This is a genomic window from Psychroserpens sp. SPM9 (assembly GCF_025153525.1).
Taxonomy (GTDB): Bacteria; Bacteroidota; Bacteroidia; order Flavobacteriales; family Flavobacteriaceae; genus Psychroserpens.
Genome location: NZ_JANZNR010000002.1, coordinates 134747 through 156117 on the forward strand (window position 1 = coordinate 134747; position 21371 = coordinate 156117).

19 protein-coding genes and 1 tRNA gene are annotated in these 21371 nt (G+C 34.6%); 8 read left to right on the top strand and 12 right to left on the bottom strand.

What is annotated here, in order from left to right:
- Nucleotides 1-9: 9 nt before the first annotated feature.
- The 5 genes from N4270_RS04455 to N4270_RS04475 all read left to right on the top strand — a co-directional run bounded on the left by N4270_RS04455 (nucleotide 10) and on the right by N4270_RS04475 (nucleotide 7439).
- Entirely contained in the window at nucleotides 10-1287 is a 1278-nt protein-coding gene (locus N4270_RS04455; RefSeq protein ID WP_260095722.1) for a hypothetical protein, read from the top strand.
- Between the two features lie 73 nt (nucleotides 1288-1360).
- Complete coding sequence (locus N4270_RS04460) at nucleotides 1361-3769, top strand: RND family transporter (RefSeq protein ID WP_260095724.1); 2409 nt, start codon at nucleotides 1361-1363, stop codon at nucleotides 3767-3769.
- Nucleotides 3770-3799: 30 nt separating this feature from the next.
- The gene (gene asnS, locus N4270_RS04465) at nucleotides 3800-5230 is read left to right on the top strand and encodes an asparagine--tRNA ligase (protein ID WP_260095725.1); all 1431 of its coding nucleotides are present in this window, start codon (nucleotides 3800-3802) and stop codon (nucleotides 5228-5230) included.
- Nucleotides 5231-5373: 143 nt separating this feature from the next.
- On the top strand, nucleotides 5374-6834 hold the full coding sequence (gene rpoN / locus N4270_RS04470) for an RNA polymerase factor sigma-54 (RefSeq protein ID WP_260095727.1): 1461 nt from the start codon (nucleotides 5374-5376) through the stop codon (nucleotides 6832-6834).
- On the top strand, nucleotides 6834-7439 hold the full coding sequence (locus N4270_RS04475) for a hypothetical protein (RefSeq protein WP_260095729.1): 606 nt from the start codon (nucleotides 6834-6836) through the stop codon (nucleotides 7437-7439). The genes rpoN and N4270_RS04475 overlap by 1 nt, the downstream gene beginning before the upstream one ends.
- Before the next feature lie 4 nt (nucleotides 7440-7443).
- On the opposite strand, the gene N4270_RS04480 is transcribed toward N4270_RS04475, so the two are convergent.
- The 8 genes from N4270_RS04480 to N4270_RS04515 all read right to left on the bottom strand — a co-directional run bounded on the left by N4270_RS04480 (nucleotide 7444) and on the right by N4270_RS04515 (nucleotide 13327).
- Nucleotides 7444-8172, bottom strand: a complete 729-nt coding sequence (locus N4270_RS04480) for a porin family protein (protein WP_260095731.1) — start codon at nucleotides 8170-8172, stop codon at nucleotides 7444-7446.
- Between the two features lie 98 nt (nucleotides 8173-8270).
- Nucleotides 8271-8747: a biopolymer transporter ExbD gene (locus N4270_RS04485; protein ID WP_260095734.1), complete on the bottom strand. Its 477-nt coding sequence runs from the start codon at nucleotides 8745-8747 to the stop codon at nucleotides 8271-8273.
- A gap of 14 nt (nucleotides 8748-8761) precedes the next feature.
- Nucleotides 8762-9373 (bottom strand): biopolymer transporter ExbD, encoded by a 612-nt coding sequence (locus N4270_RS04490; RefSeq protein WP_260095736.1) that lies wholly within the window; start codon nucleotides 9371-9373, stop codon nucleotides 8762-8764.
- 8 nt (nucleotides 9374-9381) lie between these two features.
- On the bottom strand, nucleotides 9382-9825 hold the full coding sequence (locus tag N4270_RS04495; protein WP_260095737.1) for a hypothetical protein: 444 nt from the start codon (nucleotides 9823-9825) through the stop codon (nucleotides 9382-9384).
- Nucleotides 9826-9852: 27 nt separating this feature from the next.
- Entirely contained in the window at nucleotides 9853-10632 is a 780-nt protein-coding gene (locus N4270_RS04500) for a MotA/TolQ/ExbB proton channel family protein (RefSeq protein ID WP_260095738.1), read from the bottom strand.
- 770 nt (nucleotides 10633-11402) lie between these two features.
- Nucleotides 11403-11490 (bottom strand) — tRNA-Ser (locus tag N4270_RS04505).
- Nucleotides 11491-11525: 35 nt separating this feature from the next.
- Nucleotides 11526-12557, bottom strand: coding sequence for an asparaginase (locus N4270_RS04510; RefSeq protein ID WP_260095739.1), 1032 nt, complete (start codon nucleotides 12555-12557; stop codon nucleotides 11526-11528).
- 2 nt (nucleotides 12558-12559) lie between these two features.
- A complete protein-coding gene (locus N4270_RS04515; protein WP_260095740.1) occupies nucleotides 12560-13327 on the bottom strand; it encodes a TatD family hydrolase in 768 nt (255 codons plus the stop codon).
- 51 nt (nucleotides 13328-13378) lie between these two features.
- Between N4270_RS04515 and N4270_RS04520 the strand changes: the two genes are divergently transcribed.
- Both N4270_RS04520 and N4270_RS04525 read left to right on the top strand, forming a co-directional pair.
- On the top strand, nucleotides 13379-13819 hold the full coding sequence (locus N4270_RS04520) for a retropepsin-like aspartic protease (RefSeq protein WP_260095741.1): 441 nt from the start codon (nucleotides 13379-13381) through the stop codon (nucleotides 13817-13819).
- 67 nt (nucleotides 13820-13886) lie between these two features.
- Nucleotides 13887-14522 carry a response regulator transcription factor gene (locus N4270_RS04525; protein WP_260095742.1) on the top strand — a complete coding sequence of 212 codons (636 nt, stop codon included), beginning with the start codon at nucleotides 13887-13889 and terminating at the stop codon, nucleotides 14520-14522.
- 709 nt (nucleotides 14523-15231) lie between these two features.
- On the opposite strand, the gene odhB is transcribed toward N4270_RS04525, so the two are convergent.
- Together odhB and N4270_RS04535 are read right to left on the bottom strand one after the other, a co-directional pair.
- Nucleotides 15232-16500 (bottom strand): 2-oxoglutarate dehydrogenase complex dihydrolipoyllysine-residue succinyltransferase, encoded by a 1269-nt coding sequence (odhB, locus tag N4270_RS04530; protein ID WP_260095744.1) that lies wholly within the window; start codon nucleotides 16498-16500, stop codon nucleotides 15232-15234.
- A gap of 48 nt (nucleotides 16501-16548) precedes the next feature.
- The gene (locus tag N4270_RS04535) at nucleotides 16549-19305 is read right to left on the bottom strand and encodes a 2-oxoglutarate dehydrogenase E1 component (RefSeq protein WP_260095746.1); all 2757 of its coding nucleotides are present in this window, start codon (nucleotides 19303-19305) and stop codon (nucleotides 16549-16551) included.
- 139 nt (nucleotides 19306-19444) lie between these two features.
- Here N4270_RS04535 and N4270_RS04540 point away from each other — a divergent pair, with 139 nt between their 5' ends.
- On the top strand, nucleotides 19445-19960 hold the full coding sequence (locus tag N4270_RS04540; RefSeq protein ID WP_260095748.1) for an alpha-ketoglutarate decarboxylase: 516 nt from the start codon (nucleotides 19445-19447) through the stop codon (nucleotides 19958-19960).
- Between the two features lie 5 nt (nucleotides 19961-19965).
- Here the strand turns inward: N4270_RS04540 and N4270_RS04545 are convergent, their stop codons facing one another.
- Both N4270_RS04545 and N4270_RS04550 read right to left on the bottom strand, forming a co-directional pair.
- The gene (locus tag N4270_RS04545; protein WP_260096127.1) at nucleotides 19966-20328 is read right to left on the bottom strand and encodes a hypothetical protein; all 363 of its coding nucleotides are present in this window, start codon (nucleotides 20326-20328) and stop codon (nucleotides 19966-19968) included.
- Nucleotides 20315-21289: a polyprenyl synthetase family protein gene (locus tag N4270_RS04550; RefSeq protein WP_260095751.1), complete on the bottom strand. Its 975-nt coding sequence runs from the start codon at nucleotides 21287-21289 to the stop codon at nucleotides 20315-20317. Before N4270_RS04550 ends, N4270_RS04545 begins: the two co-directional genes overlap by 14 nt.
- Nucleotides 21290-21371 lie beyond the last annotated feature (82 nt).

The following is a 21371-nucleotide window of genomic DNA, read 5'->3' on the forward strand; positions in this document are numbered from 1 at the left end:
TCTACTTAAATGCATAAGATTTTTTGCTTAATTTTGGTTACGCTTTTTACTTGTGCACTTTATTCGCAAACCCCTAACACGGCACAGGATTCTACTAAAGTCGAAAATGACTCTTTAAGAAAAAGAGAGTTTTTAAAACAATTAGGCAATGGGTTTTATCCAACAAAATTTTTAAATGTCGATTTAAAATATCTGATAAAATTTAATCAGTACGAAGGATTTCGAACGGGAATTGGTGGCGAAACAAACGAAGGGTTTTCAGAAAAATATAAAATCAATAGTTATGTGGTTTACGGATTTAAAGATCATCGTTTCAAATATAAAATTGGTGGCGGATTTAGGGTAAATGAAGCAACGAGCACCTGGATAAACCTTTCTTATACTGACGATTTACAAGAAACCGGTAGCTCCACTTTTTTAACAGATAAGCGCTTTTTTTCATTCTTTGAGCCGCGTTTATTAAATATTGATTTGTTTCATAAACACATTACAAAAGCGATTGCTATAGAGCACAAACTCTCAAATTATTTGCTTACCGAAACCGAATTTGCTGTAAGTAAAATTGATCCAACCTACGATTATAGATTTAATGTTAACGGACAATCTTATGGAAATTTTAATGTAAGTACCGCCAAAACGGCTTTACAATGGAGCCCATTTAGTCTTTTTTCAGTTGAAAAAGGAACCGTAAAAGAAACTAAAAGCGGCTATCCAAAATTCACCTTGCAACTAACTCAGAGTTTTAAAAATGTTATTGGTAGTAATTTCAATTTCTTTAAAACAGACTTTAGAACGGTACACCGATTTATATTTAACGACCATGTATTTACCGAAGCCATATTAACCACTGGACTGGCTACGGGAAAAACACCATTAACGCACTTGTATCACGCCTATCCTAATAACATTACTAAAGAGACGATTTTACAACGATTTTCGGTGGCAGGAATTAATAGTTTTGAAACCATGTATTTCAACGAATTCTTTTCAGATAGATATGCGACGCTCCAGCTCAAACACTTTGTAAAACCTTTTAAAATCACCGAGCGTTACCGACCGCAATTAGTGCTCATTTCAAGAATGGCTATTGGAGACATGAACAATATAGAACGACATCAAAACATCAATTTCGGGACACTATCTAAAGGCTATTCGGAAGTGGGATTTGAATTAAACAAATTACTCTTCGGTTTTGGCTTGAGTTTCGCCTATCGTTATGGCGGCTATCACCTTCCGTCTTATGCCGATAATATTGCTGCGAAGTTTACATTTAATGTCAGTTTATAATACAATAATATATCGTTAAATTTATCGGTTATCATTAGGTTTTTTCTACCTTTGGGCTTCGTTTTGAAAGCACATGTTTAAACTATTTACAAAGAACTTTTGGGAAGTGGTTGCGCGATTGATTTTGCGTAACAAAATTGGTATTTTAGTCGTCATCATTTTGGCTACTCTTTTCTTTAGTTCGCAGTGGAAATACATGCGTTTCACCTATACTGAAGCCAATTTACTTCCCGATGATCACGAGGTCAATGTCACCTATAACGAATTCTTAGATGTCTTTGGAGAAGAAGGCAACCTTATTGTACTTGGTGTAAAAGATTCTACGCTGTTTACGGTTGAAAAATTAAATGCTTGGAACCAGCTTTCTGAAAGTTTTAAAGCTTTCGACGAAGTAGAAACCGTTGTATCTATTAATGACCTGCAAAAACTGGTCAAAAATAATGAGGCCGAAAAGTTTGATTTAGTTCCGTTTATTAAAGATTCGATTGCTTCACAAGAGCAAATCGAAACGCTTCAAAACGAGCTATTTAAAACCTATCCGTTCTATGACAATTTCTTGTTTAATACCAAAACAAGAACTATAAGAACTGCCATTTATCTCAAAAAGGATATTGTAAACACAGCAGCCAGAAAAGATTTTATCCTTTTAACTCTTAACGATACAATTGAAGCCTTTGAAAACACTTATAATTTAGACGTTCGTATTTCTGGAATGCCTTATATACGAACGCTAAATGCTCAGAATATTGTTGACGAAATCGGACTCTTTATCGCTTTGGCTTTAGGTGTTACTTCGCTTATTTTCTTTTTCTTTTTCAGATCGTTTAGAGCTACCTTTATCTCACTTATTGTGGTGTGTGTTGGCGTTATGTGGACCTTTGGTATCATTGGGCTTCTCAACTATGAAATTACGGTACTTACGGCGTTAATTCCGCCATTAATAATCGTCATCGGGATTCCCAACTGTATTTTTCTTATCAATAAATATCAACATGAGGTTAAGCTTCATGGTAATAAAGTAAAATCGCTCCAGCGTGTCATTACCAAAATTGGAAACGCAACCTTAATGACTAACGTCACTACCGCTTCAGGTTTTGCAACTTTTATTTTGACAGAGAGCACACTCTTAAAGGAGTTTGGTATTGTAGCTTCGCTTAGTATTATTGCGATTTTTCTATTGTGTTTATTTGTAATTCCTATCATTTACACCTTTTTACCATATCCAAAAGAGCGCCATTTAGAACACTTAAACAAGCGTTGGATTGGTGGTTTTGTAAATTGGATTGAACGCATGGTACGTGAACAAAAAATTGCCATTTATGTTACCGCTCTTGTACTTATTATTGCGAGTATTATTGGCATTTATAAGATAGAAATCTCGGGCAGCCTCATTGAAGACATGCCAAAAGAAGAAGACTTCTTTAAAGATATCAGGTTCTTTGAACAAGAGTTCGATGGCATTATGCCTTTAGAAATTATGGTCGATACCAAGCGTAAAAAGGGTGTTATGAAATTGAGTACGCTTAAAAAAATGGAAGACCTTGAAAACCTAATTGATGAAACCGAAGAATTATCGCGTCCAATTTCTGTAGTTAGCTTAGTAAAATACAGTAAGCAAGCCTATTACAATGGCAACCCTAAATACTACCAACTCCCAACAAGTCAAGAAAACAGTTTTATTTTATCTTATGCAAAAAACTCATCTTCTGATGTAGACTTACTTAAAAATTTCGTCGACAGCACTGGACAATATGCACGGATTACCACATTTATGAAAGATATTGGTACCGATAAAATGGAACGTATTCAAGAAGACTTACAAAATAAAATAAACAAGGTATTTCAACCAGCCGATCGCTATAATGTCACCATGACCGGAAAGGCACTCGTTTTTCAAAAAGGTACCAAGTATCTGGTTAAAAACTTAGCCATTTCATTGTCTTTAGCCATACTATTAATTTCAATATTCATGGCTTATATGTTTCGATCGGTAAGAATGATTATTGTATCCCTTATTCCTAATGTACTTCCACTTGTGATCACAGCAGGTTTAATGGGGTATCTTGGTGTTCCTATCAAGCCTTCAACCATTTTGGTCTTTAGTATTGCCTTCGGAATATCGGTAGACGACACCATTCACTTTTTGGCAAAATACCGACAAGAACTACAAGCCAACCACTGGAAAATACGTAAATCTGTATATGCTGCTCTTCGCGAAACTGGCGTGAGTATGTTTTATACCTCTATTGTATTATTCTTTGGATTTATCGTATTTACAACGTCGAGCTTTGGAGGAACCGTTGCTTTAGGAGCATTAGTTTCGGCGACTTTACTGTTTGCAATGTTATCTAATTTACTACTGCTTCCGTCCTTATTATTATCCTTAGAACGCAGCATTGCTAATAAGGAAGTAATGCGTGAACCTTCTATAAATATTATTCCTATGGAAGATGACGATTCCGAAGCAGATAAAAATTCATAATCTGTTATATTTGCATAAAATTTTAAACTAATGAGCTACACAGTTTCACAATTATTGACACAAGACATTACCTTTCAGCCCATCGAAATTAAAGGCTGGGTAAGAACTTTTAGAGCAAACCGATTTATTGCCTTAAATGACGGTTCTACTATAAATAATATTCAGTGTGTTGTTGATTTTGAAAATACAGATGAAGCCATTCTAAAACGCATCACTACTGGCGCTGCAGTTCATATTAAAGGAGAACTGGCAGAAAGTCAAGGGAAAGGACAAAAGGTTGAAATTCAGGTTTCTTCTATAGAGATTCTGGGGGATTCTGATCCTGAATCATATCCAATTCAACCTAAAAAGCACACTTTTGAATTTTTACGTGAAAATGCCCATTTACGTACCCGCACCAATACATTTAGTGCTGTAATGCGTTTACGTTCTGCACTGTCATTTGCTATTCATGGGTATTTTAATGATAACGGGTTTTACCACGTTCATACACCAATTATCACAGGTAGTGATGCCGAAGGTGCTGGTGAAATGTTTAGAGTAAGTACCTTAGATGCTAAGAACCCACCTTTAAATGAGGATGGCTCTGTTAATTATAAAGAAGATTTCTTCGGAAAAGAAACCAATCTTACTGTTTCTGGTCAATTAGAAGCTGAAACATTTGCCATGTCACTCGGAAAAGTGTACACCTTTGGTCCAACGTTTAGAGCCGAAAACTCCAATACTTCGCGTCACTTGGCAGAATTCTGGATGATAGAACCTGAAGTCGCGTTTATGGATTTAAGTGGTAATATGGACTTAGCCGAAGACTTTATGAAATCGGTATTAGGCTACGTTTTGGAACACAATCGAGAAGATCTGGAATTCTTGGAAAAACGCTTACTGGACGAAGAAAAGACAAAGCCTCAGGCCGAGCGTTCAGATATGAGCTTAATTGATAAAATTAAGTTTGTGGTTGATAACAACTTTAAACGTGTGAGTTATACGGAAGCCATTGATATATTAAAGAATTCTAAGCCAAATAAGAAAAAGAAATTCAACTATATTATTGAAGAATGGGGTGCCGATTTACAAAGTGAGCACGAGCGTTTCTTAGTTGAAAAACATTTTAAATGTCCCGTGATTTTATTTGATTATCCGGCAAATATTAAAGCCTTTTACATGCGTTTAAATGAAGACGGAAAAACGGTAAGAGCAATGGATATTTTATTTCCAGGTATTGGAGAAATGGTTGGAGGTTCGCAACGTGAAGAACGTTTAGAAGTCTTAATAGAAAAAATGAAGGCACTTGACATTCCTGAAGAAGAATTATGGTGGTATTTAGATTTACGTAAATATGGAACCGCTGTACATTCTGGTTTCGGATTAGGTTTTGAACGTTTGGTAATGTTTGCAACAGGAATGAGCAATATTAGAGACGTGATTCCTTATCCGAGAACACCACAAAATGCAGAATTTTAACACATCAGCATTTGATATAAAATGATATGACAGACCTGTTAGATTTAAAACCTAACAGGTCTTTTAAATTATTCTTAAAAGCATTTGATTTTATAAACTTATATCAATAGTTTTTTTAACTTTACTTTAAACGAAAACAAAGCATGCTCAAACAATACCTACAGTTTAAATTATCACAAAAGTTGTCGCCACAACAAATTCAGCTAATGAAGTTGATACAGTTGCCTACACAAGCTTTTGAGCAACGAATAAAGCAAGAACTGGAAGAAAATCCTGCTTTAGATACAGGTAAAGAGAGTAATGATGACGACAAGTTTGATGAGTTTGATAACTCTGAAGATGATTATAATGACAATGATGAAATCAACACCGAAGACATCAACATCGATGAATATTTGAGTGATGATGAAGTCCCAGAATACCGAACACAAACCAGTAATTATAGTGCAGATGACGAAGAAAAGAATGTCCCATACGCTGCTGGAACATCCTTTACCCAACATTTAAGAAATCAGTTAAATACCTTTAGACTCAATGATGAAGAACGTGAAATTGCTGAATTTCTCGTAGGTAGCGTTGATGAAAGTGGTTATATACGTCGCTCGTTAAGCGATATCATGGATGATTTAGCCTTCACTCAAAATGTTTTTACTACCGAAGAAACGATTGAAAAGGTATTACATACGGTTCATCAATTAGATCCAGCAGGTGTTGGTGCTCGTAATCTTCAGGAATGTTTGAGCATTCAGTTACATAGAAAAGAAAAGTATCCAGATGTCGAATTGGCTTGTGATATTATCGATAAAGCATTCGATCAGTTTACAAAGAAGCACTACAAAAAGCTACTTCAAAAATTTGACATTACCGAAGTCCAACTTAGAGATGCCATAGAAGAAATTGAACGACTCAACCCTAAACCTGGTGGTTCTTATGCTGGAAACAATAAAATTGTTGAGCATGTGGTACCCGATTTTGCAATTAAAATTGTTGATGGCGAACTAGAACTCACACTCAACGGAAGAAATGCTCCAGAGCTTCATGTATCGCGAGAATATAGTGATATGATGAAAGGTTACAAAGCCTCTAAGGATAAAAGCAAATCACAAAAGGATGCCGTTATGTTCATCAAACAAAAGTTAGATGCTGCAAAATGGTTCATTGAAGCGATTAAGCAACGTCAGCAAACCCTTTTTGTGACCATGAGTGCCATCATGCATTATCAAAAAGAATACTTTCTTACAGGTGATGAGCGCAAGCTAAAACCTATGATTTTAAAGGATATTGCCGATGAAATAGACATGGATGTGTCAACAGTATCTCGTGTGGCTAATAGCAAATATGTAGATACGCCTTACGGAACAAAACTCATTAAAGAATTCTTTAGTGAATCGATGACTAATGATCAAGGTGAAGAAGTTTCCACACGAGAAATCAAAAAGATTTTAGAAACAGTTGTTGAAGAAGAAAACAAGAAAAAACCGCTAACCGACGAAAAATTAGCATCCATACTTAAAGAAAAAGGCTATCCTATTGCACGTCGAACTGTTGCTAAATATCGTGAGCAATTAGATATTCCTGTGGCGAGATTGCGGAAGAAAATATAATGAACTTCATTCTTAAAAGCATATCATATATTTTTCATCCGTTATTGATGCCTTTGCTTGGTGTGATTTTTTACTTTTCAAAAACACCTCGATATATTCCGGAACCCATGATGAAAGCGAAAGTGTTTTCAATCACAATCCTTACGATTATACTGCCAATTCTTCTGTATTATTTATTAAAAACCTTGAATAAAGTAGCGACAATTCATTTAGAAAATGTTGAAGAGCGCAGACTTCCATTATTTATCAATTGCATCATTACTGTATTGGTCATTGCACGTGTCCTTCCTATAGATGAAATACCAGAGCTCTACTTCTTCTTTATTGGAATTTTGATTTCAACCATCACTTGTCTGGCCTTAGCTTTAGTGAAATTTAAAGCAAGTATTCACATGATTGCTTCAGCTGGATTTTTTATGTTTGCGATAGCTGTTGCCATTCATTTTAAGATAAACACTAATGGTACAATTGCATTGATGTGTATTATTCTTGGAGCTATAGCCACATCAAGATTACATTTAAAAGCCCATACTTCAGTAGAATTAATTACAGGCTTTTTTGTGGGTTTACTCCCGCAGCTGCTATTATTAAATTATTGGTTGTAGTAGACTAAAGGATATAAAATATTAATCCGATTTTAATGGCATTCATATCTACAGCTTCTCCTGTACCACTCACTTTAGCATTGGTATCAAAAATCGTGTTTAGCGCGTAATAAAAGTGAAAATTAACATTGGAGTAACCTGCACTGAATGTCAATCCGTATTGAAAAGCATTAAAATCATCAATATTTGAGAGTTTAATGTCATTCGGGCTCCCATTAAACTTCGAGGAATTATGAAAGACGTAGCCTATTTTAAATCCGGTATAGATTCGCCAAAAATCATAATCTTTAGGGGTCGATGTACGCCATCTGAATTCAATAGGCATCTCTAATAAATAGGTTGTAAATTTATTTTTACTGAAGCTGGTATCATCATCAATATCGGTATAAATATAGTCCCCATTTTCTTCTGTAATCAACAAGGTTTGATTATACGAATTTGAAGATAAGCCTAGGCCAAGTCCTATGGCAATATTTCGTTGTGTATTAATAGGCATATCTTTAATAAAGCCCAAATGAAAACCACTAGAAAACCCATTTTGAGAGACACCATCAGGCTTTTGACCCAATAAGTTATAGGTAATAGCGAGATAAAATTGATCTTCTTTATACTGATGATCGACCACAGCAATACTATCATTTTTTGGGGTTTCGGCTAAAGGATTTGTATCCTCTTGAGCGAATCCATTAATAATAGGCAGAATCAATAGAACGTAAAAAATCAAATGTTTCATACTACAAATATAACTCAATAGTTTGTAGAAAATTTTGGTTTATGACACAAAAAAAGCATCCAGATGGATGCTTTAATATAATTTATAAAGTGTGATAATTAATTATCTAAAGCACTACCTGTACCTACAGTATAATTAATTTTAAGTGCATTAGCTTCTCTTAGCTCTTGCTTGATATCACTTACAATTCCCATATTAGCTTCTTTATCAACTTTTAAAGAAATGGTCATGTATGGAATCAAAGCCTCTTCTCTAAGTGCCGCTCTTTCGGCATCAATAAAAGCTTGGATATCACTAATTTCAGCAAACTTATCGTTAAGCTGTAATCTCGCTTCTGTACCAAATTTCTTATATGCTGCAGTTGGTTTTCCTGCATAGATATAACTAATAGGGTTTTTCTTTTCTAATTTCTCTACCTGATCTGCTAATGGTAATCGATTTTCAATCAATAGTGTATCTTCTCTCATCACAGTTACAACCATGAAGAAAAATAATAACATAAAAACAATATCAGGTAATGATGCTGTATTTACAGCTGGTAATGCATTATCCTTTTTACTTTTAAATTTAGACATAATCTTTAATGTTTTTATTTACTATACACTTCAGAGAGTTTCTCAGGATATTCTTCTCTAATTTGGTCAATTACAGCTTTAAGTTTATCCTTGTTACCTAAAAACTTAACGTCTTTGTAATTTTTTTCCATCATTACAAAATCCATATCTCTAAAACCTTTGCTAGGACCTATTTGTAAGGCTCTTTTGTTACGCAAATCATTGTATGCTGCCACTAATTCATTTTGAACAGATATATAAGCAGAATACGATGTTTCTCTTTCATTTTTTAGTGATATAATCGCTTTGTCAGGATTGTCTGATGATGATGGATCTTTTTCACCATTACAGTAATCACAAGTGCCATCGCCACCATTATCTAAAAACTTAATGGCAGCTGCTCTCAAGTCTTTAAGTTCCATTAGTTCATCTTCAACTAGTAATTGATCCTTATTATTCAACAAGACAGTAAAAATGTTTTTCTGTTTGATGACAACATCTTCATCGTTTTCTTCTATAGGAGGAAGCTTTCGATTTATACCTGAATCTTTAGGAATCGTAGTTGTTACTAAGAAAAATATAAGAAGTAAGAATGCAATATCGGCCATTGAGCCTGCATTTACTTCTGGTGCTGATCGTTTTGCCATAATTAATATTATTTACTAAGCATCTTTTTAATTCCAAAGAACAGCATTAAACCTGCTGCTAACAAAATTAAAATATAGAATGCTTTTATTGCGCCTTCAATCATTTGAGATTGAGTTGCTGTTAATGTCGTACCATCACTTAATAATCGCTCTTCTCCAGAAGAAAGAAAAAATCCTACTAATAAAATGACAGCAAATACACCAAATGATAATAGTGCTTTCTTTAGTTTATCTGGATGGCTAACTAAGTTAACCAAACTGAATACAACGGCTGAGATAGCGGCAATAGCTAAAACCACATAAGCGAGATTAGCAAACCATGATAAAACAGCTTGGTTGTCAACATCAGCTTTAATTGCATCATCACCTAACATGATGATTCTTACTAGAAAGAATACCGCAATTAGACCAATTACTAAAGCAACAATTTTGATTATTTTTTGAATATTCATGTTATGTTTGATTTAATAATTTGGTTATTACTTCTTGTGTCTTACTAATAAATCCATTAAAGTTATTGAAGCATCTTCCATATCGTTTACAATACTATCAATTTTAGCAATGATATAGTTGTAAAATATTTGAAGAATAATCGCTACGATAAGACCAAATACTGTTGTTAATAAGGCGATTTTAATACCACCTGCTACTAATGACGGATTCATATCACCTGCAGCTTCAATTTTATCAAAGGCATCAATCATACCAAGTACAGTTCCCATGAAACCAAGCATTGGTGCTAATGCGATAAACAATGAAATCCAAGACACATTCTTTTCTAATTGTCCCATTTGAACTCCTCCATAAGCAACAACAGCTTTTTCTGCAGCATCAATGTCTTCGTCTGCTCTATCTAATCCTTGATAAAAAATAGAGGCAACAGGCCCTTTTGTATTTCTACAAACTTCTTTTGCTGCTTCGATTCCACCAGAATTAAGTGCATCCTCAACATTTTGAGTTAGCTTTTTAGTATTAGTAGTAGCAAGGTTTAAATAGATAATTCTTTCAATAGCAATTGCTAATCCAAGAATTAAACATAGCAATACAATTCCCATAAAAAATGGACCACCTTCAATAAAACGTTCTTTCACTACTTGAGTAAATGATTTGTCCTCTTCAGCAGCTACTGGATCTGCGTCTTGAAATGTTGTGGCAACTGCTGTAGTTGCAGTCTCTACTGTGTAAGCATTTGTACTTGCGTTAACAGTACCGAAAGCCATGATACATACTATGGCTAAGATAGAAAATAGTCTTTTCATCGTTCTTGTTCTTAATTTTATTAGTTAAAGTGTTAAAGATATAAAAAAAATGCAATTAATAAATAAAAATCCTAATTGAGTCACTAGGTTTAACAGTTGTTAGACGCAATCAGCAATTTTTATTGTGACGAATTTAAATAAAATGTTTTGGATTTCTTAGTTCAATGAAAAAAATATTGCCACTATTTATATAATCTGAACCTACATTATAATTCATTTATCCATCTGAAATCTTAAAACCCTCATACCCTTTTATTTATAAACCTGCTTTAAAACTCATTAATTTATACTGTAAATATTGAATTTTATCGGTGACGACTGGAAAATCTATAATTTAAACCCTTATAACCGAAAAAGAATTGAAATTTGTTAGTCTTTGGAAACAAGCTTCGACAACCAAAAGGATGAGCTGCGCTGATCCTAATTGACTATGCTGGTAATACATCGTATTAGCAAACTCTCGTTTGCTTATGAAAACATCCCCATAAATTTACTGAAGCGAGCTTCGATATTAAATAGGTTTAGCTACGCTGATCCCAATTGGCTATGCTGGTAATACATCGTATTGGCAAACTCACGTTTGCTTATGAAAACATCCCCATAAATTTACTGAAGCGAGCTTCGATATTAATAGGATTAGCTACGCTGATCCCAATTGACTATGCTGATAATACATCGTATTAGCAAACTCTCGTTTGCTTACGAAAACATCCCCATAAATTTACTGAAGCGAGCTTCGATAAATTTATGGGGATGTTTTCATGTATTCGCAGAGAGGAAGGGATTCGAACCCTCGATACCCTTTTGGAGTATACACACTTTCCAGGCGTGCGCCTTCGACCACTCGGCCACCTCTCTATTTTTAAGTTGGCAAATATACAAATCTGAAATGATTATGACATTTCCCCACGTAAAGATGTTTCAAAAATGGTTTTGAAAGTTTTCATAGAGACTTGCTCGCCTAGCATAAACATTAATTTTGTCAATGCAGCCTCAGTAGTAATATCTTTTCCCGATATAACGCCAATCGATTTTAATTGAGTACTGGTCTCATACTGCCCCATGTTCACACTTCCTCCAGAACATTGCGTGACATTAATAATAGGAACCCCTCTTTTTATGGTCGCTTTTAGCAAATCAATAAACCAATCTTCAGTAGTTGTATTACCAGCGCCATAAGTTTCTATCACAATACCTTTTACTTGTGACAATTCAAATAAAGGAGTCAAAATAGATTCTGAAATTCCCGGAAACAGCTTAATTAATAAAATATCGGTTTCAAAGACTTTATGTACTACCAGTTTTTTTCTCAGATTGGGCTTAAATAAGTCATCGTGTTCTACCTTTAAATGCACGCCAGATTCTGCCAAATGCGGATAATTCATAGATTCGAAGGCTTCAAAATGTTCAGCATTAATCTTAGTGGTTCGGTTTCCGCGATATAATTTATATTCAAAATACAATCCAACTTCCTTAATCACTGGCTTTCCGCCTTTTTGCAAAGAGGCCATTTGAATGGACGTAATTAAATTTTCTTTTGCATCTGTTCTTAAATCTCCAATAGGTAATTGTGAACCCGTAAAAATAATAGGTTTGGCTAAGTTTTCAAACATAAAACTCAATGCCGAAGCAGAATAACTCATGGTGTCGCTTCCGTGTAAAACAACAAATCCGTCAAAAGTGTCGTAATGGGCTTCTATACTTTCGGCTATTTGAATCCAGTATTTAGGATTCATATTACTCGAATCTATAGGTTCTTTAAACGAAATGGCTTCAATATTACAATCTAAAAGTTTTAACTCTGGTATGTTTTTTAACAGGTTTTTAAAATCAAACGATTTAAGAGCGCTAGTTTCAGGATGCTTAATCATGCCAATCGTACCTCCTGTATACACCAATAATATGTTAGGTTGAGATGCTGCCATAGTTATATTTTGAATATATCTTTTGAGTTTTGAGTTGTAATTTCGGCAATTTTTTCTTCGGAAACTTCATATATCTGAGCTAATTTCTCTAAAACTTTAGTAATGTAAGCACTTTCATTTCGCTTTCCTCTGAAGGGTTTTGGTGCCAGATATGGTGAGTCGGTTTCCAAAACAATATGTTTTAAATTGATTTCATTTAAGAACTGATCGATTTTACCATTCTTAAATGTTGCGACACCTCCAATTCCTAATTTCATATTATAGGATATGGCTTGATGCGCTTGTTCTAAAGTCCCTGTAAAACAGTGAAAAATTCCGAAGAGTTTATCATCATTCACTTCGTCTAAGACTTCAAAAATCTCATCAAAGGCGTTCCTACAATGTATAACAATTGGTAAGCCATAGTGTTTGGCTAAGTTAATTTGATATTTAAAAGCTTCTTTCTGAATCTCTAAAGTTGAAGTATCCCAATACAAATCAATGCCTATTTCACCTACAGCATAAAAATGACGTTTGGCAAGCTGTGTTTCTACCTGCTTCAATTCATCTTTAAAATTCGCTTTAACCGATGTAGGATGCAATCCCATCATCAAAAAGACATGCTCGGGATAGTCGGCTTCAAGTTGTAACATTGCTTCGGTATAACTCGAATCTATAGCAGGAATAAAAAAGCGCTTAACATTTGAATCAATGGCGCGCTTCATCATCTCCTGTCTGTCAGCATCAAAAGCGTCACTATATAAATGTGTATGTGTATCTGTTATAATCATTGTGCAAAAATAATCGAATTATAGAATTATATTTGTACGAAATTATAAGTTATGGAAACTCTACAAGAATACTTGTTAGATAAAGGGTATACAAAAGCAAAACTGAAGCTCACTAAAACCAATCATTTTGAGATAAAGGCGACTATTAATGGTGTTAAAGGACGGTTTATTTTAGACACAGGTGCATCGAGCTCATGTGTTGGTTTTGAAGCTATTGAGACCTTTAAGCTTATTGCTAAAGATTCAAACATCAAAGCTGCTGGTGCTGGCGCTACAGATATGCTAACGCAATTATCTAAAAAAAACACGCTTAAGATTGGCAAGTGGAAAAAAGATAAAGTTGCCCTGGTACTTTTTAATTTAACACATGTAAATACAGCTTTAACAACACATAAAGCCCAACCAGTTGACGGTATTATTGGGGCCGATATTCTAAAAAAATCTAAAGCTATTATCGATTATGACCAAAAGTATTTATACTTAAAATTGTAAGTTTTATATTTTAAATATTGGTAAAAACTAGTTATATTTAAACTTAAATCCCTCACACACTAGCCCAATGCCTACGTCGATTATTACAGCAGACGATCATCCTCTTATTCTTAAAGGTCTCAATGACTACCTTTTAGAAAAACAATTTAATGTTATTGCCAGTGCAAAAAATGGTAAAGAAGCCTTTACACTTATTAATGCACACCAGCCTGATATTGCCATTTTAGATATTCAAATGCCAATACTAACGGGTTTACAAGTTGCTGAAAAATGTAAAACTGAAGGCTTACATACCAAAATTATTATCATCACATTTGAAAAAAGTGAAGAGATCTATAATAAAGCGAAATCTTTAGGCATATATGGTTACATTCTAAAAGAGTTTGCTATTGCCGAGATTGAACATTGTATTGCTTCTGTTCTAGAAGAACGTTCTTACTTTAGCCCTGAACTTATTGAGTATCTTGAAATAAAAGAAACTCCTGAAGAATTAAAAACACTAACTGATACTGAAATGAAAGTGTTGAAGCTCATTACAGAAAACAAAACAGCTAAAGAGATTGCCGATGTTTTATACATATCGGCTCGTACAGTTGAAAAACATAAAAGTAATATTCGGAACAAGCTAAAACTAAAATCGAATGCAAATAGCTTTGTATTATTTGCCAAAGAACACGAAGAATTTTTATCAAAATATACGTAGAACTACGTATTGTTTCCATAAGTTTTAATACTGATATTTGTCAAGCTATTAATTCTTATAGGGAGGATTAAAACAGAAGCCTTGGATTATTTTTTAATCCAGGGTTTCTTTATTTAGAGCCTCAACCCCTTCAAAAAAGTAAAAAAATACGTAGAACTACGTATTGTTTACTATACAATTATTACCGAAGTTTGTAACGCTATTAATCAATTTCCTTTTGAAAAGAAGGATCTAAAGCTCTAGGTCATTTTGGTTTAGAGCTTTTTTTAATTTTAGTCTTCTTTAACCCTCCATTTTCTTCAAAAAGTTTAATAAAAATCAAAATATACGTAGAACTACGTATTGTTTGACATGCTTATAATGCCGAATTTTACATCAGAGTTATTAAGATTAGAGGGATTTTTTTATAGTAACTCTATTAATTAATTAGGGTATATAAGGCTCTGGGTATTCTTAGTCCCAGAGCTTTATTCAAAAGGCAGAAATTTTAATTTAAAACAATAAAAAAATGGAAACGATGAAAAACAAACAAAGCTATACCAATAAGCTATTTATTGCAGGCTTAATCTTTAGTGCCATTTTAATCATATCAATTAACATTCTTGTTAATTTTTTTTAGTTATTAGTTAGTTATTTTTTTTATTAGGGAAAAAAGCCCAATTCAAACTTTGAATTGGGCTTTTTTATAATTGTTAAACAATGTTTAAGCTTACATTTCTAAAGCTTTCTTCACATCATTATTCATTAATAACTCTTCAGGGTTTTCAAGTGCTTCTTTAACTGCGACTAAGAATCCAACAGATTCTTTCCCATCAATAATTCTATGATCATAAGATAAGGCCACATACATGATTGGTCTAATCTCTACTTTTCCGTCAATTGCAACTGGACGCTCAACAATATTATGCATTCCTAAGATTCCGCTTTGTGGCGGATTGATAATTGGAGTCGATAACATACTTCCAAATACACCTCCATTAGAAATGGTAAAGGTTCCTCCTGTCATTTCATCAACAGTTATTTGTCCGTCACGAGCACGAATCGCCAAACGTTTTACTTCAGATTCAACGCCTCTAAAACTTAAATTTTCAGCATTTCTAATTACTGGGACCATTAATCCTTTAGGACCAGATACTGCTATAGAAATATCAACAAAGTCATAGCTCAACATTTCTTTGCCATCAATCATTGAATTTACGGCAGGATATAATTTTAATGCACGAACTACAGCTAATGTAAAGAAACTCATAAACCCAAGACCAACGCCATGTTTCGCTTTAAAGTCTTCTTTATATTGTTTACGTAATTCAAAAATAGGCGACATATCAACTTCGTTAAACGTCGTTAACATGGCAGTTGTGTTTTTTGCTTCAACCAAACGCTCGGCTACCTTACGACGTAACATAGACATTTTGCTTCTCGATGTCCCTCGGTTTCCACCTGTTGGTGTTCCCATTGAAGGTACAGCATTCACAGCGTCATCTTTAGTAATTCGTCCGTCCCTTCCTGTTCCCGAAACTGAAGAAGACTCGATGCCTTTTTCGTCTAATATCTTTTTAGCTGCCGGACTCGCAACACCTGAAGCGTAGGTGTCTTTTGCTGGGTTTGGTGCCTTTTCATGGTTCGATGAATTAGGTGTCGCTTTTTGATCTTTAGCTAAATCCTTTTCAGCATTGGTATTACCACCTTCATCGCCTCCACCATAAGTAGCTGGTGCATCGTCTCCACCTTCAGGTTTAGTTGCACTTGTATCAATTAAGCATACAATTGCTCCAACCTCAACAGCATCACCTTCTTCAGCTTTAAGAGTAATCGTTCCGCTTGCTTCAGCAGGTAATTCTAATGTAGCTTTATCACTATCGACTTCAGCAATGGCTTGATCTTTTTCAACATAATCGCCATCGGCAACTAGCCATTCTGCAATTTCTACTTCTGTGATTGATTCTCCTGGAGAAGGAACTTTCATTTCTAAAATCATCGTTCTATAATTTTATTTTAAGCGTTTGTATCAGTTTATATTTGTAATCTAACGTTGGTTGTTTTTGGTTTTATCAAAGACATAATCTATGACCTCTAGGTGACGTTTTTTAGAACGCACACTACTTCCTGCTGCTGGCGCTCCGTATGGCCTACGCGTAGCTGCTCTAAATGATTTTGCCTCATCTAAGTGCATTAAGATATGCCCATAAGCTCCCATGTTTCTTGGTTCTTCTTGAGCCCAAACTAAATCTTCAGCATTGTTGTATTTCGCAATCGCATCTTTAATTTGCTGTTCTGGTAACGGGAATAATTGTTCTATTCTTACCAATGCTACATCGTCTCTTTTAATCTCTTCACGTCGCTCTAATAAGTCGTAATAGAATTTACCTGTAACAAATACTAAAGTCTTAACCTTATCTGCCTTAACCGAAGCATCGTCAATAACCATTCGGAAGCTTCCATTTGCAAATTCATCTACAGTAGAAACCACTAAAGGATGGCGCAACAAACTCTTTGGCGTAAAGACGATTAAAGGCTTTCTAAATTCGGCCTTCATTTGTTTACGTAATAAATGGTACATGTTTGCAGGTGTTGTACAATCCATCACAAACATATTATCTTTAGCACATAATTGTAAGTAACGCTCCATACGACCTGAAGAATGCTCAGCACCTTGACCTTCATAACCATGTGGTAACAACATGACCAAACCATTTTGAAGTTTCCATTTATCTTCAGCTGCTGAAATGTACTGATCTAACATGATCTGAGCACCATTACTGAAATCGCCAAATTGAGCTTCCCAGATAACCAGTGTTTTCGGACTTGCCATAGCATATCCATAATCAAATCCTACGACGCCATATTCTGAAAGCAATGAATTATAGATAAAAAATCGCCCTTGTTTATCACTGATTTGATTAAGCAATAAAATTTCTTCTTCGCTATCTTCAACTTTGACCACAGCATGACGATGAGAAAATGTTCCACGCTCTACATCCTGACCCGAAATACGAACATCGTAACCTTCTTCTAATAAAGTTCCGTAAGCTAAATGCTCAGCCATGGCCCAATCAAGCTTGTCCTCGTCAAACATGGTTTGGCGAGATTGTACTAAACGTTCAATTTTTCGGATAAATTTTTTGTCTTCCGGTAAGTTTGAAATCACTTTTGTGATTTTAGCCAAACCTTCTTTAGGATAAGTCGTATCAACAGCCTGAAGCATTTTATCTTCAATAACGGTTTGATAATTCACCCATTCATCTTGCATAAATGGTGTGATAACTGTTTTATCTATTTTACGGGAATCTTCGAGATTCTCTTCCAGTTTGTCTTTGTATTCTTTTTCTAATTGCGACACAAAATCTTTATCAATAACACCTTCAGCTAATAACTTTTCAGCGTAGATATCCCTTGGGTTTTTATGTTTTGAAATCGCTTTGTATAATTTTGGTTGCGTAAAACGCGGTTCGTCGCCTTCGTTATGACCATATTTTCTATAACCTAATAAATCGATAAAAACATCGCGCTTAAACTTCATTCTAAAATGGAGCGCAAATAGCATGGCATGAACCACAGCTTCCGCATCATCGGCATTAACGTGTAAAACTGGCGACAAGGTCACTTTACCAACATCTGTACAGTAAGTACTTGATCGTCCATCGAGATAATTCGTTGTAAATCCGATTTGATTATTAACCACTATATGTATGGTTCCGTTGGTTTTATAGCCATCTAACTTAGCCATTTGAACAACTTCATAAACCAAGCCTTGACCAGAAATTGCAGCATCTCCATGCACTACAATTGGTAGTACTTGCGATGGATTATCAGGATATTTATCGTCTTGTTTTGCTCTTACAATACCTTCAACAACAGCACCAACGGTTTCAAGGTGTGACGGGTTTGGAGCGATATTCAGATTAATTTCTTTTCCGTTATCACTCACACGATTGCTCGTCCAACCTAAATGGTATTTTACATCACCATCAAACACTTCTTGCTCGTAATCTTTTCCGTCAAATTCACTAAAAATGTCTTTAGCAGATTTTCCGAAGATATTCGTTAAAGTACTTAAACGACCACGATGTGCCATTCCCATAACAAACTCTTTAACACCATGAACAGAGGCATTTTCAATAAGCGAATCTAATGCAGGAATCAACGATTCATTTCCTTCTAAAGAAAATCGTTTTTGCCCAACGTATTTGGTATGTAGAAAACTTTCAAATGAAACAGCTTCATTTAGTTTTTTGAGAATATGTTTCTTTTGTTCCGCAGAAAATTGCGGTTGATTATCATTAATATTCAACTTGTCTTGAATCCATTGAATCTCTGAAGGGTTTCTAATATACATATATTCAACACCAATAGAGTCACAATAAATACTTTCTAAATGTCTAACGATCTCGCTTAAAGTCTGCTTACCAATTCCTAAGATTTCTCCAGCATTAAATTTGGTATCTAAATCTGCTTTAGACAATCCGAAATTTTCAAGAGCTAAGGTTGGTTCGTATTTTCTACGATCTCGAACAGGATTTGTTTTGGTAAATAAATGACCACGGCTTCTATAGCCATCAATCAATTTTACAACCTGAAATTCTTTTTGTACGTGCTCCGGAATTTGAGTTGAAACCCCTTCAACAAGGTTTTCGTCCATACCGTAACTCTCACTACCAAAATCGTAACCTTGAAAAAAGGCTCTCCAACTTGGTTCTACTGAATCAGGATTTTTTAGGTATTGTTCGTATAAATCAGCAAAGTATGCTGTATGTGCTGCGTTTAAAAAGGAATATTTATCCATTATTGGGTGTCAGTCGTTTTCGCTTCAACAAAATTTAAACAAAAATACAACAATTACTAAAAATAGGTGCGTTTTTGATATATTTATGAATGTAATTTAACGCAAATTTTGGATTATGAACTTTTCTGAACTTTTAAAAATGAAAACCTTAGTTTTTACACTTGTTTTTATCAATTTTTCAAACATTGCTTTTTCTCAAAATCAAAATTCAGACCGACAAACTAATTTTTGGGACCATGTACGTTTTGGAGGTGGTATTGGCTTGAGTTTTGGAGACGGATTTTTTAGTGGCACATTAGCGCCAAGTGCGATTTATCAGTTTAATTCTGATTTTGCTTTAGGGCTTGGGCTTAATGGCACTTATAACAAACAAAAACATGTTTTTAAATCGACCATATTTGGAGCCAGTGTGATTGGTTTGTACAATCCCATTCCTGAACTGCAATTATCGGGTGAATTTGAAGAATTAAATGTTAACCGAAGGTTTGACGACTCGGCTTTTGAAGATCAAAATTACTGGTATCCAGCACTTTTTGCAGGTATTGGTTATCGCAGTAATAATGTAACATTCGGCATTAGATATGATGTGTTATACGATAGAGAAAAAAGTATTTATGCCGATCCTTGGATGCCTTTTGTTAGAGTATATTTCTAGTATCTTTAACGTCTATAGTGATTTTTAAACCATACTTTTTGCCAGGCACGTTGAAGTACTAAAAAAGTAACGTCTTCAGATAGTTTTAAAGTATCGCTTCCGTCTAAAGCTTTAATTTTCGCCTCAGAAACATCAACGATATATAACAGATTGAGGTAATCTGCAAATTTCTCTTGAATAAGCTTATAGATAACTTCATGTAAAAGGTATTTTAAGCTCGAAGGCAATATATTAACTTCAAAATCCAGATCGATATTAGCCAAGAGAAAATCTTTATTAACCTGATTAATAAGGGCTTCATAAAGATCTAATTGTTCAGCTTCAGTAATTAAATCTGAAAAGGTTGTAGGTAATTTAGACACTTCTATTCATTAAATTATTTCCAAATGTTTTCAGGATTGCTTTATTGGCTTCGGAAATTTTTAAGGTCTCTAATACTGAAAACGCTTTTTGCGTATAATCTTCAATTGCTTTCTTAGTGGCTGCTGCCGAACCACTGGAAACAAACAGTTGCTTTACGGTCTCTATTTTATCGGAAGCATCTGTAGGATTTACACCATATAAATGCTCCAGTTGCCGTTGATCTGAAGCCTCCGAAAACTCAAGTGCTTTTAAATATAAATAGGTTTTTTTGTTTTCTATAATATCACCTCCTACTTGTTTTCCGAAGGTTTTTGGATCTCCAAACACATCTAAATAATCATCTTGTAATTGAAAAGCAATACCTAAGTTTTTTCCGAAGTCATAAATAGCATTTTGACAAGCCACAGAAGCTTCGGCGACAATAGCACCCATTTTCATAGCAGCACCAACCAGTACCGCTGTTTTATATTCTATCATTTTTAAGTACTCGACAATAGTCACATCATCGCGGGTTTCAAAATCTACGTCGTATTGTTGTCCTTCACAGACTTCTAATGCCGTTTTACTAAATAATTTGGCTAAATCCTGAAATACCTTAGGCTCATAATTTTCAAATAATTGATAAGCCATAATGAGCATGGCGTCTCCAGAAAGAATCCCAGTGTTAACATCCCATTTTTCATGCACTGTTGTTTTTCCTCGTCGCAATGGCGCATCATCCATAATATCATCATGCACTAACGAAAAATTATGAAACACCTCAACGCTTAAGGCTGCATCTAGGGCTTTTTGGTAATTGCATTCAAAAATTTCGGCAGTCATCAAAGTTAAAATTGGTCTTAATCGCTTACCGCCAAGTTGTAAAATATAATGAATGGGTTCGTAAAGTGTTGAAGGTTCTTTCGGACTCACAAAAGTCTCCAGATGTTTAACAAACGCCTCTTGATAAGATGAAATATGTTGCATTGCACAAAAATAATGCAAATGCATCAACCTACAACTACACTTTAACGCAATGTTAAAAAAAGTTTAAAACTTTGGAAACTTT

Bases quoted from the DNA above. Each gene is read 5' to 3' on its own strand.
- N4270_RS04520 (WP_260095741.1), top strand. From the start codon at position 13,379: ATGGAAACTCTACAAGAATACTTGTTAGATAAAGGGTATACAAAAGCA.
- asnS (WP_260095725.1), top strand. From the start codon at position 3,800: ATGAGCTACACAGTTTCACAATTATTGACACAAGACATTACCTTTCAG.
- N4270_RS04535 (WP_260095746.1), bottom strand. From the start codon at position 19,305: ATGGATAAATATTCCTTTTTAAACGCAGCACATACAGCATACTTTGCT.
- N4270_RS04455 (WP_260095722.1), top strand. From the start codon at position 10: ATGCATAAGATTTTTTGCTTAATTTTGGTTACGCTTTTTACTTGTGCA.
- N4270_RS04510 (WP_260095739.1), bottom strand. From the start codon at position 12,557: ATGGCAGCATCTCAACCTAACATATTATTGGTGTATACAGGAGGTACG.
- N4270_RS04460 (WP_260095724.1), top strand. From the start codon at position 1,361: ATGTTTAAACTATTTACAAAGAACTTTTGGGAAGTGGTTGCGCGATTG.
- N4270_RS04495 (WP_260095737.1), bottom strand. From the start codon at position 9,825: ATGAATATTCAAAAAATAATCAAAATTGTTGCTTTAGTAATTGGTCTA.
- rpoN (WP_260095727.1), top strand. From the start codon at position 5,374: ATGCTCAAACAATACCTACAGTTTAAATTATCACAAAAGTTGTCGCCA.
- N4270_RS04480 (WP_260095731.1), bottom strand. From the start codon at position 8,172: ATGAAACATTTGATTTTTTACGTTCTATTGATTCTGCCTATTATTAAT.
- N4270_RS04540 (WP_260095748.1), top strand. From the start codon at position 19,445: ATGAAAACCTTAGTTTTTACACTTGTTTTTATCAATTTTTCAAACATT.
- N4270_RS04475 (WP_260095729.1), top strand. From the start codon at position 6,834: ATGAACTTCATTCTTAAAAGCATATCATATATTTTTCATCCGTTATTG.
- odhB (WP_260095744.1), bottom strand. From the start codon at position 16,500: ATGATTTTAGAAATGAAAGTTCCTTCTCCAGGAGAATCAATCACAGAA.
- N4270_RS04490 (WP_260095736.1), bottom strand. From the start codon at position 9,373: ATGGCAAAACGATCAGCACCAGAAGTAAATGCAGGCTCAATGGCCGAT.
- N4270_RS04550 (WP_260095751.1), bottom strand. From the start codon at position 21,289: ATGCAACATATTTCATCTTATCAAGAGGCGTTTGTTAAACATCTGGAG.
- N4270_RS04500 (WP_260095738.1), bottom strand. From the start codon at position 10,632: ATGAAAAGACTATTTTCTATCTTAGCCATAGTATGTATCATGGCTTTC.
- N4270_RS04525 (WP_260095742.1), top strand. From the start codon at position 13,887: ATGCCTACGTCGATTATTACAGCAGACGATCATCCTCTTATTCTTAAA.
- N4270_RS04515 (WP_260095740.1), bottom strand. From the start codon at position 13,327: ATGATTATAACAGATACACATACACATTTATATAGTGACGCTTTTGAT.
- N4270_RS04485 (WP_260095734.1), bottom strand. From the start codon at position 8,747: ATGTCTAAATTTAAAAGTAAAAAGGATAATGCATTACCAGCTGTAAAT.